The organism is Micrococcus sp. 140720015-1 (genome assembly GCF_053627595.1).
In genome coordinates this window covers 376,040-389,677 of sequence record NZ_JBSEYC010000002.1, presented here as the reverse complement: position 1 = coordinate 389,677, position 13,638 = coordinate 376,040, and the positions used below count along the sequence as shown (strand labels likewise).

Below are 13,638 nucleotides of genomic sequence, written 5' to 3'. Positions count from 1 at the left end.
AGAATGGTGCGGTGACGTTGACGGACCCCACCCTCGAAGCCCCCGCCCCCCGGCAGATCTCCGCGCGCCCCCACGAGGGGCTGACGTACGAGGTCCGCACGTTCGGCTGCCAGATGAACGTGCACGACTCGGAGCGCATCTCCGGCCTCCTCGAGTCCACCGGCTACGCCCCCGCCCCGCAGGACGCCCAGGCCGACCTCGTGGTCTTCAACACGTGCGCGGTCCGCGAGAACGCGGACAACCGCCTGTACGGCAACCTCGGCAACCTGCGTGCGGTGAAGGACGCGCACCCGGGCATGCAGATCGCCGTCGGCGGGTGCCTCGCCCAGAAGGACCAGGCCGCCATCCAGCGCAAGGCCCCCTGGGTGGACGTCATCTTCGGCACCCACAACATCGGCTCCCTGCCCGTGCTGCTGGAGCGCTCCCGCCACAACGCCGAGGCCGAGATCGAGATCCTCGAGTCGCTCGAGGTGTTCCCCTCCACCCTGCCCACCAAGCGGGACTCCACCCACTCCGGCTGGGTGTCCATCTCCGTGGGCTGCAACAACACGTGCACGTTCTGCATCGTCCCGTCGCTGCGCGGCAAGGAGAAGGACCGCCGGCCGGGGGAGATCCTCGCCGAGGTCCAGGCCCTCGTGGACGCCGGCGCCGTGGAGGTCACCCTCCTGGGCCAGAACGTGAACACGTACGGCGTGGAGTTCGGGGACCGCGGCGCGTTCGCCAAGCTGCTGCGCGCGTGCGGGCAGATCGAGGGCCTGGAGCGCGTGCGCTTCACCAGCCCCCACCCGGCCGCGTTCACGGACGACGTCATCGACGCGATGGCCGAGACCCCCAACGTCATGCCGCAGCTGCACATGCCCCTGCAGTCGGGCTCAGACAAGGTGCTCAAGGACATGCGCCGCTCGTACCGGTCCAAGCGGTTCCTCGGCATCCTCGAGAAGGTGCGCGAGCGGATCCCGCACGCGGCCATCACCACGGACATCATCGTCGGTTTCCCGGGAGAGACCGAGGAGGACTTCCAGGACACGATGCGGGTGGTCGAGGCCTCGCGGTTCTCCTCCGCGTTCACGTTCCAGTACTCCATCCGCCCCGGCACTCCGGCCGGCGAGATGGCGGACCAGGTGCCGAAGGCCGTGGTGCAGGAGCGCTTCGAGCGCCTCGTCGCCCTCCAGGACCGCATCTCCGCGGAGGAGATGGCCACGCTCGTGGGCACCCGCCAGGAGCTGCTCGTCACCGCCGACTCCGGCACCAAGGCCGCCGAGCGCGGCCGCCTCTCCGGGCGTGCGCGGGACAACCGCCTCGTGCACTTCTCGGTGCCGGCCGGCGCGCCGACCCCGCGCCCCGGGGACTTCGTCACCGTCACCGTCACCGAGGCGCACCCGTTCTTCGCGGTCGCGGACCCCGCGCCCGAGGACTACTCGCTGCGCCGCTCGCGCGCCGGGGACGCCTGGGACCGCGCCCAGGCCGAGTCCTGCGGGGTGCCGACGCCGGGCGCCTCCGGCGGCGCCGGAGCCACGAGCCTCGGCATGCCCACCCTGCGCCCCCGGTCCTGATGCGCGCCGCCCGCCCGCCCGTCGTCGCCGTGGTCGGGGCGACGGCGACGGGCAAGTCCGCCCTCGCCGTCGCGCTGGCGCACGCCCTGGACGGGGAGGTCGTCAACGGGGACGCGCTGCAGTTCTACCGGGGCATGGACATCGGCACCGCCAAGGTGACCGAGGCCGATCGCGACGGCGTGCCGCACCACCTGCTGGACGTGCTCGACGTCGGGCAGGAGGCCTCGGTGGCCGCCTTCCAGTCCGCGACCCGCGGCGTGTTCGCGGACGTCCGCTCCCGGGGGCGGACCCCGATCCTGGTGGGCGGCTCCGGCCTGTACGTGCGGGCGGCGCTGGACGTGCTCGAGTTCCCGCCCACGGACCCGCAGGTCCGGGCCGCGGTGGAGGCCGAGCTGGCCGAGCGCGGGGAGGCGGCCCTGCGGGCCGAGCTGGCCGCCGTCGACCCCGAGTCCGCGGCCAAGGTGGCCGACGCACGGCGCCTCGTCCGCGCCCTCGAGGTCCACCGGATCACGGGTCGGCCCTTCTCCGCGTTCATGCCGCGGCGCGAGCACGATCCCTCCGTGGCGCCGGTGGTGCAGATCGGCCTGAGCCTGGAGCGGGCCGTGCTGCACGAGCGGATCGAGGCCCGGGTGGAGCGCATGCTCGCCGCCGGGCTGCTGGACGAGGTCCGCGCGCTGGACGTGCCCGGCCCGGACGGGCTGCGCCAGGGGCCCACGTCCTCCCGGGCCATCGGGTACGCGCAGATGCTTGCCGTCCTGGACGGCACGCTCACGCCGGAGCGGGCCGCCGAGCAGACCGTCGTCGCCACCCGGCGCTTCGCCCGCCGGCAGGAGACGTGGTTCCGGGCCGACCCGCGCGTGCACTGGGTGGACGCCCTGGCCCCGGATGTCGTCGCGCAGGCGCTGGCCGTGGTGGCCGGCTCCTAGACTGACCCCATGACCGAGAAGACCGCCGCCGCCGCGGCCCCGACGTCCGACGCCGCCCCCCGCGTGCCCTTCACGAAGGGCCATGGCACGGGCAATGACTTCGTGCTGATCGCCGACCCGGACGGCAACACGCAGCTCGACGCCCAGCACGTCGCGCGGCTGGCTGACCGGCACCGGGGGATCGGCGCCGACGGCGTCATCCGCGCCGTGCGCTCGGCGCGCCTGCCGGAGGGTGAGGCGCTGCTCGCCGAGCACCCCGAGGCCGAGTGGTTCATGGACTACCGCAACGGCGACGGCTCGATCGCCGAGATGTGCGGCAACGGGGTGCGCGTCTTCGTGCACTTCCTGGTCGAGAAGGGCCTCGTGGACCTGGCCCCCGGCCGGGCGATCACCATCGGCACGCGCGCCGGTGTGAAGGCCGTGACCCGGCTCGAGAACGGCTACGCGATCGACATGGGCCCCTGGTCCTACCTCGACCCCGAGCTGGCGGAGGAGGCGGCGTCGGACTCGATGGTCCGCGCCCACGGCCTCACCGATCCGCGTCCGGCGCTGAGCGTGTCGCTGGGCAACCCCCACACCGTGGTCCCGCTGGCCTCCTTCGCCGACCTCCAGGGCCTGGACCTGGGCCGTGCTCCCGAGGTGGACCCCGCTCCGCCGCACGGCACGAACGTCGAGTTCGTGGCCGCGCACGAGCCGCTCGTGCGCGAGGGCGTCGGCCGCGTGCGCATGCGCGTGCACGAGCGTGGGGTGGGCGAGACCCAGTCCTGCGGGACGGGCGCGTGCGCGGTGGCCGTGGCGATGCGCGCGTGGTCCGGCGAGGGCGGCTCCGACTCGTGGCTCGTGGAGGTCCCCGGCGGCGTCCTCGGCGTGGACTTCGTCGCCCACCCGGACGGCACCGAGCACGTGGTCCTCGCAGGCCCGGCCGAGCTGGTCTTCGACGGCGAGCTCACCGTCTGAGGGGCGCGTCAGCGCCGCCGTGCGACTGCCGCGATGTCAGGAGAGCCGCGGCGAAGCGCTCGCCTGGAACCGGGGCATCCGAGGAATCTGACCGGAGACCCACCTGTAGAAGTCGTCCGAATAGTGCATGGGGGCCGGGCCCCATTCATGGTCGTCCGCCGACAGGCACAGATTCTGTGGAACGTCGAGGATCGGAAATCCCAGATCTCGCAGAACCTCGTAATAGATGGAGAACCGCCCGCGCCATTCCTCTGGAGTGAGACCCTTGTCCGGCTTGACCTCGGCTCCGCTCTCGGTCCGTGCGGCGAAGGGCGCCCTGATGACCCACACGCGGCGCCCTTCCAGCATCCTCGCAAGGCGAACTGCTGCCCGCGACCAGAGGGTGAAGTGCTCGGGAGTGCCGAACCGGATGTGCCGCCCCTGGATCGCGGAGGCCCATGAGGAGCGAAGGAATTCGTTCGAAGGCGTGATGTACCCGCCGTCGACCTCGAGGACGCCGTGCCGCTCGTAGGTCATGTCGATGAGGACGCTTCCCGCCGTGGACCGGATGATCGACGGAATGGCGGACTCGAAGTCCTGCTCGACGATCCTTCGCTGGAAAGCTGAATTCAGATCCAGGGGAATGTCGGGGTGGGGGATCGATCGAGTCGTCGCGGAAATCCACGATGACCGGGCCACGTATGCGGCTACCTGATGAGTTGCATCAACCCTGAATACATCCCGGCTTACGCAGGAGCCGTATACGACCACGTCCATCCGGCGGATTTTATCACCAGCCTTGGGCGTGCCAGGCGACGGCGGGCCCGGGCCGATCCGCCCGGGCCGCCGTCGTCACGGGGCCACGAGCGTCAGCGCAGCTCGCCGAGCACCTCGTTGAGGGCCTCGGTGGCGGAGGGGTGCGTCCAGATCCCGTCGCGCAGCGCCGACGCCGTGACGCCCGCGCGCATGGCCAGGGCCACGAGGTTCACGAGCTCCTGCGCCTCCACGCAGTGCAGGCGGGCGCCGAGCACGAGGTCGGTGGCGGCGTCCACGACCACCTCGATGACGCCGTGCGCGTCCTCCTCGATCTTCGGGCGCGGCATGGCGGCGATCTTCGCCACGGGCTTGGAGGCGACCTTCACCTCGTGGCCGGCCTCGCGGGCCTGCTCCGCGGTCATGCCGACCGAGCCGAGCGGCGGCGTCGTGAAGACCGTGGTGGGCACGGCCACGCGGTCGGCGCGCGAGTACGCGCCGTCCCCGGCGAGCTGGCCGGTGACGATCCGGTGGTCGTCGAGGGAGATGTAGGTCTGCTGCGGCCCGCCGTTGACGTCGCCCACGGCCCACACGTCCGGCGCCGAGGTGCGCAGGTGCTCGTCGACGGCGATGAAGCCCTTCTCGTCCAGCTCGATGCCGGCGGCCGCCGGGTCCAAGGCCTCGGCGGTCGACGCGCGGCCCGTGGCCAGCACCACGATGTCCGCGGCGATCGGCTCGCCCTCCTCAAGGTCCACGCGCAGGCCGCCGTCGGCCTCGGCGAAGCCCGTGGCGGAGGCCCCGGTGGCCAGGCGCACGCCGCGGCCCTGCAGGGCCTCGACCAGGGAGTCGCGGACCGCGTCGGACTCGTCGGGCAGGATCTGCTCGCCGCGCACCAGGACGGTCACCTCGGCGCCGAAGCCGGCCAGCATGGAGGCCAGCTCCAGGCCCACGGGGCCGGAGCCGACGACGACGGCGCGGCGCGGCGCGCGGCTGCGGTCCATCTGCAGCTGCAGGGTCTCGGAGTCGTGCACGCCGGGCAGGTCCACGCCGGGCATCTCCGGGCGCAGGGGGGTGGTGCCGGTGTTGACGACCACGTGCCGGGCGCGGATGGTCAGGCGCTCGCCGTCGTCGTCGCCGTCCGCGGCCTCGGAGGGGCGGACCTCGACGGTGCGCTCGCCGGTGAAGCGGGCCTCGCCCTGGACGAGGGTGACGGCGTCCAGGTCCTCGAGCATGGCGCGGTTCGCGTCGCGGAGCTTCGAGGTGAGGGCGTCGCGGAAGTCCCAGGCGGAGGCGACGGCGGCGTCCGGGTCGTCCCCGGGGCGGACGGCGTCGGCGCGGTGGACGAGGGCCTTGGTAGGCACGCACGCCACGTTGATGCAGGTGCCGCCGACCATGCCGGCGTCGCGCTCCACGAGGGTGACCTTGCGGCCCTGGGAGCCGAGCGTCTTGGCGAGGGTCTTGCCGCCCTTGCCCCAGCCGATCACCAGGACGTCGGTCTCGAGCTCGGCGGTGCCGGCGGCGGTCACGGTGTCCTTCACGGTGTTCAGGGTGCTCATGCCCCCGACACTATCCAGGACGGTCCGTTCAGGAGGACGATTCGGCCGCCCGCGAGATCCGCAGGATCCGGAAGCCCTTGACCGTGGCCGCCCGCGTCGCCGTGAACGCCCCGGGCGCCCGCTCCTGGAGCATCCCCGCGATCCACGGCAGCAGCGAGTCCGCCCCGAGGTTCTTCTGCACCACAAGCCAGGCCTCGCCGCCGGGGGCCAGGCGCGGCAGCCACTGCGCGAGCAGGTCGTGCAGGGCGGCCTTGCCGATGCGGATCGGCGGGTTGGACCAAATCAGGTCGAATCGGGCGTCGTCCGGGACCTGCTCGGGGGTGAGGAAGCGCGCGTTCTGCGCCCCGACGGCGGCCGCGTTGTCGCGCGCCAGGGCCAGGGAGCGCTCGTTCACCTCGACGCCGGTCACCTCGGCCTCGGGGGAGGCCAGGGCCAAGGTGAGGGCGAGCGGGCCCCAGCCGGCGCCGACGTCGAGGAACGCGCCGCGCGCCGGGGGCGCGGGGACGGCGGAGAGCAGGGCCGCGGTGCCCTTGTCGATCCCGTCCGGGGAGAACACGCCGTTGGCGGTCTGCAGGGTGACGCGCCGCCCGGCGATCTCGACGTCGACGCGGCGGCGCTGCTCAGGGGTGCCGGGGTCGGGGGAGAAGTAGTGCGCAGGCGAGGTCACGGCGTCCATCGTAGTCAGGCGGCGCCGGCGGCCCGCAGGTCCGCCAGGATCGCCCGCACGGCGTCCCGGCCGGCCCGGTTGGCGCCCACGGTGGACTGGGACGGCCCGTAGCCGATGAGGAACAGGCGCGGCTCGTCGAGGGCGCGGCCGTGCGCCGCCCGGATGCCGCCGTCGGGCGTGCGCAGGCGCAGCGGGGCGAGGTGGCGGACGGCGGGGCGGAAGCCGGTGGCCCAGAGGATGACGTCGGCGCGCTCGAGGGAGCCGTCGGGCATGCGCACCCCGCCCGGCTCGATCCGCTCGAACATGGGGTGCCGCTCGAGCACCCCGCGGGCCTGCGCCTCGCGCACCCAGTCGGAGCGGAACATGCCGGTCGCGCTCACCACGGAGCGCGGGGCCAGGCCGAGGCGGGTGCGCTCCTCGACGCCCTCCACCGACTCGGCGAGGTGGCCCGGGTCCGGGTCGTCGATCCAGCGGGGCTCGCGCCGGGTCACCCAGAGCGTGTCCGCCACGCGCGAGACCTCGGCCAGGTGCTGGGTCGCGGAGACGCCCATGCCCACGACCACCACGCGCCGCCCGGCGAACTCCTCCGGGCCGCGGTAGTCGTGGGTGTGCAGCTGCCGGCCGCGGAACTCCCGCCGGCCCGGCACCGCCGGCCAGTGCGGCGAGGTCCACGTCCCGGTGGCGTTGACCAGGAACCCGCACGTCCACGTGCCCGCGTCGGTGTGCACCCGGAACCCCTCGGCGGCCCCGGGCTCGCCGATCCGCTCCACCCGCGACACGCGCACGGGGCGGTGCACGCGCAGGTCGAAGCGCTCCTCGTACTCGGCGAAGTAGGCGGGCAGCACCGCGTTGGCCCGCGCGGCCGGGTCCGCCGGCGGCACCGGGTGGCCGGGCAGCTCGTGGATGCGGTTGACCGAGCCCATCGTGAGGGTGTCCCAGCGGTGCAGCCACGCCCCGCCGGGGCGCTCCTCGGCGTCGAGGACGGCGAACGTGCCCGGCGCCCCCGCGGGGGCCGGTCCCGGGGCCTCGCCGGGGCCGACGGGCAGGAAGCCGCGGCGGCGCAGGTGGTGGGCGGCGGAGAGCCCGGCCTGGCCGGCGCCGACCACGAGGACGGTGACGTGCCGGTCCGGGTGCGGGGTCATGCGGCCCAGCGTAGGCGGGGCCCGCGCGTGTTCGCCCACGGGGGAGGGGTGTCGCCGGCGACGATCGGCCGCTAGGATGGTCCGCATGTTCCTGCTGTTCGCCTGATCGCCGCCGCCCGTCGAGCCACCGCTCCGGCCGCCGTCGATCGCTCCGCATCCCGCTCCGGTCCGCGCCCCCGTGCGCCCGGATCCCGCCGACGCGAACAGGACACCCCCATGGACTTCATCGTCCGCCCCTGCACACCCGAGGACGAGCCGTCGTGGCTGCGCTGCCGGGTCCTCGCCTTCCTCGACACCCAGAACCACGACGACGTCCACGCCGCCCACCCCGTCCCCGACCCCGACGTGGCCGACCCCGCGGACTCGCTCCAGTGGGTCGCCGTGGTGCGTGACGGGCCCGACGCCGGCACGGTCGCCGGGATCCTCGACGCCTCCGTGGGCGCCGCGGACGGCGACGACGCCGGGCTGGCCACGATCGACACCCTGGCCGTTCACCCGGACCACCGGCGTCGGGGCCTGGCCGGCCGCCTGTTCGAGGCCGTCCTGGAGCGGCTGCCCGAGCGGGTCCGGCACGTGGACGCGTGGACGCGCGAGGACGAGGCGGCGAACGCCTGGTACCGCGCGCACGGCTTCGCCCGGGACCACGTGTACCTCCAGGTCCACCTGGAGAGCTGGGTGGACGGCGACGACGTCGCGGCCCTGATCCGGACCCCGCCCGCCCTCTCGGCCCCCGTCAAGGGGCTCTTCCACGCCTCCCTCGAGGACGAGGCGTGGATCCGCGAACGCTTCCACCGGGTGGTCCGCGTGAGCCGGTACGTCCGCCCCGTGGGGATGACCGGCTAGCGCGTCCGCCCCACCCACTACTCTGAACTGACATCGGGACGCCCGAGCGAGGCGTCCCAGAGGAGACCATGACTGAAGAGAAGAACCCCACCCCCGCCCACGGCTCCGAGGACGAGATCCAGGCCGTGATCGACCGCATCCTGGCCGCCGACGACGCTCGCCGGGCCGCGGCGCAGGACCGTGCGGACACGCCCGGCCGCGCCGACGCGGAGACCGCCGGGGGCGCCGACGCCGGTACCCCGGACCGGACCTCTGCGCTCGCGGGCCGCGCACTCGCCCTGGACGAGGGCGAGGACGGGCACACGGACGCCGACGGCGACCAGGACGAGCTCGCCGCGCGCCACTCCCTCAAGCGAGTGCAGGGCCTGTCCACCGAGCTCGAGGACATGACCGAGGTCGAGTACCGCCAGCTGCGCCTGGAGCGCGTGGTGCTGGCGGGTGTCTGGACCGAGGGGTCCGCGGAGGACGCGGAGAACTCCCTGCGGGAGCTCGCCGCGCTCGCCGAGACCGCGGGCTCGGAGGTGCTCGACGGCGTCATCCAGCGCCGCGCCACCCCGGACCCGGCCACATTCCTCGGCAAGGGCAAGGCGCAGGAGCTCGCCGAGATCGTGGCGCTCTCCGGCGCGGACACCGTGGTGGTGGACTCCGAGCTCGCCCCGTCTCAGCGCCGCGCGCTGGAGGACGTGGTGCGGGTGAAGGTGATCGACCGGACCGCGCTGATCCTGGACATCTTCGCCCAGCACGCGAGCTCGCGTGAGGGCCGCGCCCAGGTCGAGCTCGCGCAGCTCGAGTACCTGCTGCCGCGCCTGCGCGGCTGGGGCGAGTCCATGTCCCGGCAGGCCGGCGGCCGTGCCGCCGCCGGCGAGGGCATCGGCTCCCGTGGCCCCGGCGAGACCAAGATCGAGCTGGACCGCCGCCGCATCCGCACCCGCATGGCGAAGCTGCGCCGGGACATCGCCGGGATGAAGCCGGCCCGCGAGGCCAAGCGCGCCAACCGTCGTCGCAACCGCGTGCCGTCCGTGGCGATCGCCGGGTACACCAACGCCGGGAAGTCGTCCCTGCTCAACCGCCTCACCCATGCCGGAGTGCTCGTGGAGAACGCCCTGTTCGCCACGCTGGACCCCACCGTGCGCAAGGCCATGACGCCGGACGGCATCGGCTACACCCTCTCGGACACGGTCGGCTTCGTGCGGAACCTGCCCACGCAGCTGGTCGAGGCGTTCCGCTCCACCCTCGAGGAGGTCGCGGACGCGGACGTCATCCTGCACGTCGTGGACGGCTCGCACCCGGACCCCGAGGGCCAGATCGCCGCGGTGCGGTCCGTGTTCGCGGAGGTGGACGCGCACCGGATCCCGGAGATCATCGTGCTGAACAAGGGGGACGCCGCGGACCCGGCCGTCATCGCCCGGATCCGGGCCAAGGAGCCCCACGCCGTGGTGGTCTCCGCGCGCACCGGCGAGGGCATCGACGAGCTCGAGCGCGCCATCGCGGCCACCATCCCGCGGCCTGACGTGCGGCTCGAACTGCTGATCCCGTTCACCCGGGGTGAGCTGGTCTCCCGCCTGCATTCGGCGGACGCGGAGATCCTGGCCGAGGGCTACGAGGAGGGCGGCACCCGCCTGTCCGTGCTGGTCCGTGAGGACATCGCACCGGACTTCGCCGAGTTCGTCGTGGAGGCGGACGCGTCGTGAGCGGCGGGGCGGAGGAAGCCGGGGCGGGCGGCGCGCAGCCGCGCACGGAGCACGAGCGTGAGGCGCTGCGCCTGCTGGACGTCGCGGTGCAGGCCACCGGCGGGCAGCACCGCGCGGGCCAGCGGGAGATGGTGCTGCAGGTGGCGCGCGCCCTCGAGTCGCGCCGCCACCTGCTCGTGCAGGCCGGCACCGGCACCGGCAAGTCCCTGGCCTACCTGATCCCCGCGCTCCAGCACGCGATGACACAGGAGGACCCCGTCGTCGTCGCCACGGCTACGCTCGCGCTGCAGGCCCAGATCATGAAGCGGGACGCCCCGCGGTTGGTCGAGGCGCTCAAGGACGAGCTGCCCCGCGAGCCCGTCGTCGCCCTGGTCAAGGGCCGCTCCAACTACCTGTGCCGTCACAAGGTGGACGGCGGCTATCCCGGGGACGAGGGCGAGGAGGCCCTCTTCACGGTCGCCGACGACGGCGGGGTGATCGGCTCTGCCGCGGACGGTGCCGCCGGGCCCTCCTCCCTGTTGGGCAAGGAGGTCATGTACCTGCGGGCGTGGGCGGACCAGACCGAGACCGGGGACCGTGACGACCTCGAGGTCCCCGTCACCGACCGCGCGTGGCGGCAGGTCTCCGTCTCCGCGGTCGACTGCCTCGGCGCGTCCCGCTGCCCCCAGGCCGAGGAGTGCTTCTCCGAGCGGGCCCGCGCGGACGCGGCGGACGCGGACGTCGTGGTCACCAACCACGCGATGCTCGCCATCAGCGCCTTCGAGGGGCTCGCGGTGCTGCCGGCGTACTCGGCCGTCGTCGTGGACGAGGCCCACGAGCTCCAGGACCGGGTGACCGGTGCGGTCACCGGGCAGCTGTCCGGGTCGATCGTGCACGGCGCGGCCACCTCGCTGCGCCGCCACACCACGGTGGCCGTGGAGGACCTGATCGAGGCCGGGGCGGCCCTGGACCGCGCGTTCACGGACACCCCGTCCGGCCTGATCGCCGCCGGCCCGGACGAGGTGCAGGAGCAGGCCCTCACCGGCGTCCTCACCGCCGCGCGCCAGTGCCTGTCCGACCTCGGCCAGGACAAGGACAAGGAGGCCGACGCCGACGGCGGCCGGCAGATGGCGCGCTCGCGGATCCTCGAGGTCCTCGAGGTGGTCGAGCGCATGCTCGCCGCCCGGCCCGAGGCCGACTTCCCCGAGGTGCTGTGGGCCACCCGCCCCGGCCACTTCGAGCCCGGCGTGGGCTGGCAGCCGGGGGACGAGACCGACCCGCCCCAGCTCTACGTGGCCCCGCTCTCGGTGGCCGGCAAGCTGCGGGAGGGCCTCTTCGGCAAGGCGACGACGGTGCTCACCTCCGCCACGCTCACCGTGGGCTCGGGGGAGCGCCGGTTCGACTCGGTGGCCGGCGACGTGGGCCTGGCCGGCCCGGACGCCCCGAAGTTCGAGGCCCTCGACGTCGGCAGCCCCTTCGACTACCCGCGTCAGGGGGTGCTCTACGTGGCCCGGCACCTGCCCCGGCCCGGCCGGACGGCCTCGCCGGAGTCCCTGGATGAGCTCGAGGCGCTCCTGAGGGCGTCGCGGGGCGGGGCCCTCGGCCTGTTCTCCTCGCGCCGGGCGGCCGAGGACGCCGCCGCCGAGATGCGCCGTCGGCTCGGGCCGAAGGCCACGATCCTGTGCCAGGGAGACGCGACCCTCTCCGCCCTCGTGCGCCAGTTCGCCGAGGAGCCGGACACGTCCCTGTTCGGCACCATGAGCCTGTGGCAGGGCGTGGACGTGCCGGGGAACTCGCTGCGGCTCGTGGTGATCGACCGCATCCCGTTCCCGCGGCCGGACGACCCGCTCTCCCAGGCCCGCACCCGGGACGTCGCCCGGCACGGCGGCAACGGGTTCATGCGGATCTCCGCCACGCACGCGGCCGTGCGCATGGCCCAGGGCGCGGGGCGCCTCGTGCGCTCCGTGACGGACCGCGGCGTGGTGGCCGTGCTGGACCCCCGCCTGGCCACCGAGCGGTACGGCGGCTACATCACGAGCGCCCTGCCGGACTTCTGGCGCACCACGGACGGCGACGTCGTCCGTGGGGTGCTGGCACGGCTCGCCTCCGGCGATTGACGTCGCTCGGCCTCCGACCGTCGGCCCGGCCCGGCCGGAGGAAGCGGGTCAGAGCGAACGCAGGACCGTGACGACGCGCCCCATCACGGTGGCGTGATCGCCGAGGATGGGCTCGTAGGCCGTGTTCTGGGGGAGGAGCCAGGTGTGCCCGTCGCGGCGGCGGAACGTCTTCACGGTGGCCTCGTCGTCGAGCAGGGCCGCGACGATGTCGCCGTTCTCCGCCGTCTCCTGCCGGCGCACCACCACCCAGTCGCCGTCGCAGATCGCGGCGTCCACCATCGAGTCACCCGTGACACGCAGCATGAACAGCTCGCCCTCGCCCGTGAGGCGGCGCGGGATCGCCATGACGTCCTCGACCTGCTGCTCGGCCAGGACGGGGCCGCCCGCCGCGATGCGGCCGACCCAGGGGACCGGCACGCTGTCCGCCTCGTCCGTGCCGGTGTGCCACGCGGGGATCGCGGAGACCTGCGACGACGGCGCAGCGGCGGGGGAGGCGGCCTCGCCCAGCGGGGTGCCGTCCACGTCGAGCAGCACCTCGAGGGCACGCGGGCGTCCGGGGTCGCGCCGGATGTAGCCGTGCCGCTCGAGACGGCCCAGCTGGTGCGTGACGGAGGACAGCGAGGCCAGGCCCGCGGCATCGCCGATCTCGCGCATGGAGGGCGGGTAGCCGTGGTCGGCGATCGCATCCCGGATGGTCTGCACGATCCGCCGCTGGCGGTCGGTGAGCGGCGCGCGCGCCGCCGGCTGATCGTCGGTGGTGCTCATGGCTGCCGTCCGTTCTCCCGGGGGTGATGGTGGCCGGCCTCGTGTTCCGGCGTCCGGCTGCCGTCCGGACGCTTACCGTGTCCGCCCCCCCTGGTTGCCTGTGTCCTGGCGGTCCCCGGGGGCGTTCCAGGGCGTCCGTGCATGGCCTCGAGCCTAGAGGAGAGCCGCCTCTCCTTCAAAGATATGTTCGATCTGTTCGTGGCGTGTCTCGAACACCTGTGCTAGAAAGGCATTCGAACGGATTCGAACAGATGTTCGATCACCTGGAGGGCTCCCGCCCCGGAGGAGGACACCATGACGCTCACCACCGCCCAGTTCGCCGGTTCGCCCGCGACGGCGCGGCCGCGTCCGGCCACCATCCATCTGACCCGTCGCGGCCGCCTCGTGCTGCGGGGGATCCCCGTGATCGCCGGAGCCGTGGCCGCCACACTGGCGGCTGCCTTCCTCTTGGGTGTGCTGCTGTCGCCCGCCGCGGTGTCCGTGGACACTGCGGGGCCGGCCACCCAGTCCGTCACGGTCATGCCCGGGGACAGCCTGTGGACCATCGCCACCACGGTGGCTCCGGAGGCGGACGTCTACGAGGTGATCGCCGCGATCGACGAGCTCAACGGGCTCGAGGGCCGGGCCCCCGCTCCGGGCGAGGAGCTGTTCGTCCCGGCCACGCGGTGACGCACGGCGGGCCCCGCCCTCCACGGTTCCTAGACTGGCGG

General features: G+C 73.9%; 12 protein-coding genes. 7 read left to right on the top strand and 5 right to left on the bottom strand.

Annotated features, from left to right (window positions below; genetic code table 11):
- Nucleotides 1-11: 11 nt before the first annotated feature.
- Genes miaB through dapF form a run of 3 tightly spaced genes read left to right on the top strand, consistent with a single transcriptional unit; the run spans nt 12 to nt 3,436 of the window.
- Complete coding sequence (miaB, locus tag ACUXPL_RS05090) at nt 12-1,553, top strand: tRNA (N6-isopentenyl adenosine(37)-C2)-methylthiotransferase MiaB (RefSeq protein WP_454182326.1); 1,542 nt, start codon at nt 12-14, stop codon at nt 1,551-1,553.
- Nucleotides 1,553-2,479: a tRNA (adenosine(37)-N6)-dimethylallyltransferase MiaA gene (gene miaA / locus ACUXPL_RS05085; RefSeq protein WP_454182324.1), complete on the top strand. Its 927-nt coding sequence runs from the start codon at nt 1,553-1,555 to the stop codon at nt 2,477-2,479. Before miaB ends, miaA begins: the two co-directional genes overlap by 1 nt.
- Nucleotides 2,480-2,488: 9 nt before the next feature.
- Entirely contained in the window at nt 2,489-3,436 is a 948-nt protein-coding gene (gene dapF / locus ACUXPL_RS05080; protein ID WP_454182322.1) for a diaminopimelate epimerase, read from the top strand.
- Between the two features lie 36 nt (nt 3,437-3,472).
- Here the strand turns inward: dapF and ACUXPL_RS05075 are convergent, their stop codons facing one another.
- The 4 genes from ACUXPL_RS05075 to ACUXPL_RS05060 form a co-directional block, all read right to left on the bottom strand.
- Entirely contained in the window at nt 3,473-4,192 is a 720-nt protein-coding gene (locus ACUXPL_RS05075) for a DUF6270 domain-containing protein (protein WP_454182320.1), read from the bottom strand.
- A 92-nt stretch (nt 4,193-4,284) separates the two neighbouring features.
- Complete coding sequence (locus ACUXPL_RS05070) at nt 4,285-5,724, bottom strand: dihydrolipoyl dehydrogenase family protein (RefSeq protein WP_454182318.1); 1,440 nt, start codon at nt 5,722-5,724, stop codon at nt 4,285-4,287.
- A 28-nt stretch (nt 5,725-5,752) separates the two neighbouring features.
- Nucleotides 5,753-6,400 carry a class I SAM-dependent methyltransferase gene (locus ACUXPL_RS05065; protein WP_454182316.1) on the bottom strand — a complete coding sequence of 216 codons (648 nt, stop codon included), beginning with the start codon at nt 6,398-6,400 and terminating at the stop codon, nt 5,753-5,755.
- Nucleotides 6,401-6,405: 5 nt separating this feature from the next.
- Complete coding sequence (locus ACUXPL_RS05060) at nt 6,406-7,533, bottom strand: NAD(P)-binding domain-containing protein (RefSeq protein ID WP_454182314.1); 1,128 nt, start codon at nt 7,531-7,533, stop codon at nt 6,406-6,408.
- A gap of 216 nt (nt 7,534-7,749) precedes the next feature.
- Between ACUXPL_RS05060 and ACUXPL_RS05055 the strand changes: the two genes are divergently transcribed.
- The 3 genes from ACUXPL_RS05055 to ACUXPL_RS05045 all read left to right on the top strand — a co-directional run bounded on the left by ACUXPL_RS05055 (nt 7,750) and on the right by ACUXPL_RS05045 (nt 12,163).
- Complete coding sequence (locus ACUXPL_RS05055) at nt 7,750-8,376, top strand: GNAT family N-acetyltransferase (RefSeq protein WP_454182312.1); 627 nt, start codon at nt 7,750-7,752, stop codon at nt 8,374-8,376.
- Nucleotides 8,377-8,444: 68 nt separating this feature from the next.
- Nucleotides 8,445-10,067 carry a GTPase HflX gene (gene hflX, locus ACUXPL_RS05050; protein ID WP_454182310.1) on the top strand — a complete coding sequence of 541 codons (1,623 nt, stop codon included), beginning with the start codon at nt 8,445-8,447 and terminating at the stop codon, nt 10,065-10,067.
- Nucleotides 10,064-12,163: an ATP-dependent DNA helicase gene (locus ACUXPL_RS05045; RefSeq protein ID WP_454182309.1), complete on the top strand. Its 2,100-nt coding sequence runs from the start codon at nt 10,064-10,066 to the stop codon at nt 12,161-12,163. The genes hflX and ACUXPL_RS05045 overlap by 4 nt, the downstream gene beginning before the upstream one ends.
- 48 nt (nt 12,164-12,211) lie before the next feature.
- Here the strand turns inward: ACUXPL_RS05045 and lexA are convergent, their stop codons facing one another.
- Nucleotides 12,212-12,928 carry a transcriptional repressor LexA gene (gene lexA, locus ACUXPL_RS05040; RefSeq protein ID WP_454182307.1) on the bottom strand — a complete coding sequence of 239 codons (717 nt, stop codon included), beginning with the start codon at nt 12,926-12,928 and terminating at the stop codon, nt 12,212-12,214.
- A 294-nt stretch (nt 12,929-13,222) separates the two neighbouring features.
- On the opposite strand from lexA, the gene ACUXPL_RS05035 reads away from it, so the two are divergent.
- Nucleotides 13,223-13,597 carry a LysM peptidoglycan-binding domain-containing protein gene (locus tag ACUXPL_RS05035; protein ID WP_180537197.1) on the top strand — a complete coding sequence of 125 codons (375 nt, stop codon included), beginning with the start codon at nt 13,223-13,225 and terminating at the stop codon, nt 13,595-13,597.
- Nucleotides 13,598-13,638: the final 41 nt, after the last annotated feature.

Coding starts and splice junctions, on each gene's coding strand:
- miaA (WP_454182324.1), top strand. CDS start 1,553: ATGCGCGCCGCCCGCCCGCCCGTCGTCGCCGTGGTCGGGGCGACGGCG.
- dapF (WP_454182322.1), top strand. CDS start 2,489: ATGACCGAGAAGACCGCCGCCGCCGCGGCCCCGACGTCCGACGCCGCC.
- ACUXPL_RS05075 (WP_454182320.1), bottom strand. CDS start 4,192: ATGGACGTGGTCGTATACGGCTCCTGCGTAAGCCGGGATGTATTCAGG.
- ACUXPL_RS05070 (WP_454182318.1), bottom strand. CDS start 5,724: ATGAGCACCCTGAACACCGTGAAGGACACCGTGACCGCCGCCGGCACC.
- ACUXPL_RS05065 (WP_454182316.1), bottom strand. CDS start 6,400: ATGGACGCCGTGACCTCGCCTGCGCACTACTTCTCCCCCGACCCCGGC.
- ACUXPL_RS05060 (WP_454182314.1), bottom strand. CDS start 7,533: ATGACCCCGCACCCGGACCGGCACGTCACCGTCCTCGTGGTCGGCGCC.
- ACUXPL_RS05055 (WP_454182312.1), top strand. CDS start 7,750: ATGGACTTCATCGTCCGCCCCTGCACACCCGAGGACGAGCCGTCGTGG.
- hflX (WP_454182310.1), top strand. CDS start 8,445: ATGACTGAAGAGAAGAACCCCACCCCCGCCCACGGCTCCGAGGACGAG.
- lexA (WP_454182307.1), bottom strand. CDS start 12,928: ATGAGCACCACCGACGATCAGCCGGCGGCGCGCGCGCCGCTCACCGAC.
- ACUXPL_RS05035 (WP_180537197.1), top strand. CDS start 13,223: ATGACGCTCACCACCGCCCAGTTCGCCGGTTCGCCCGCGACGGCGCGG.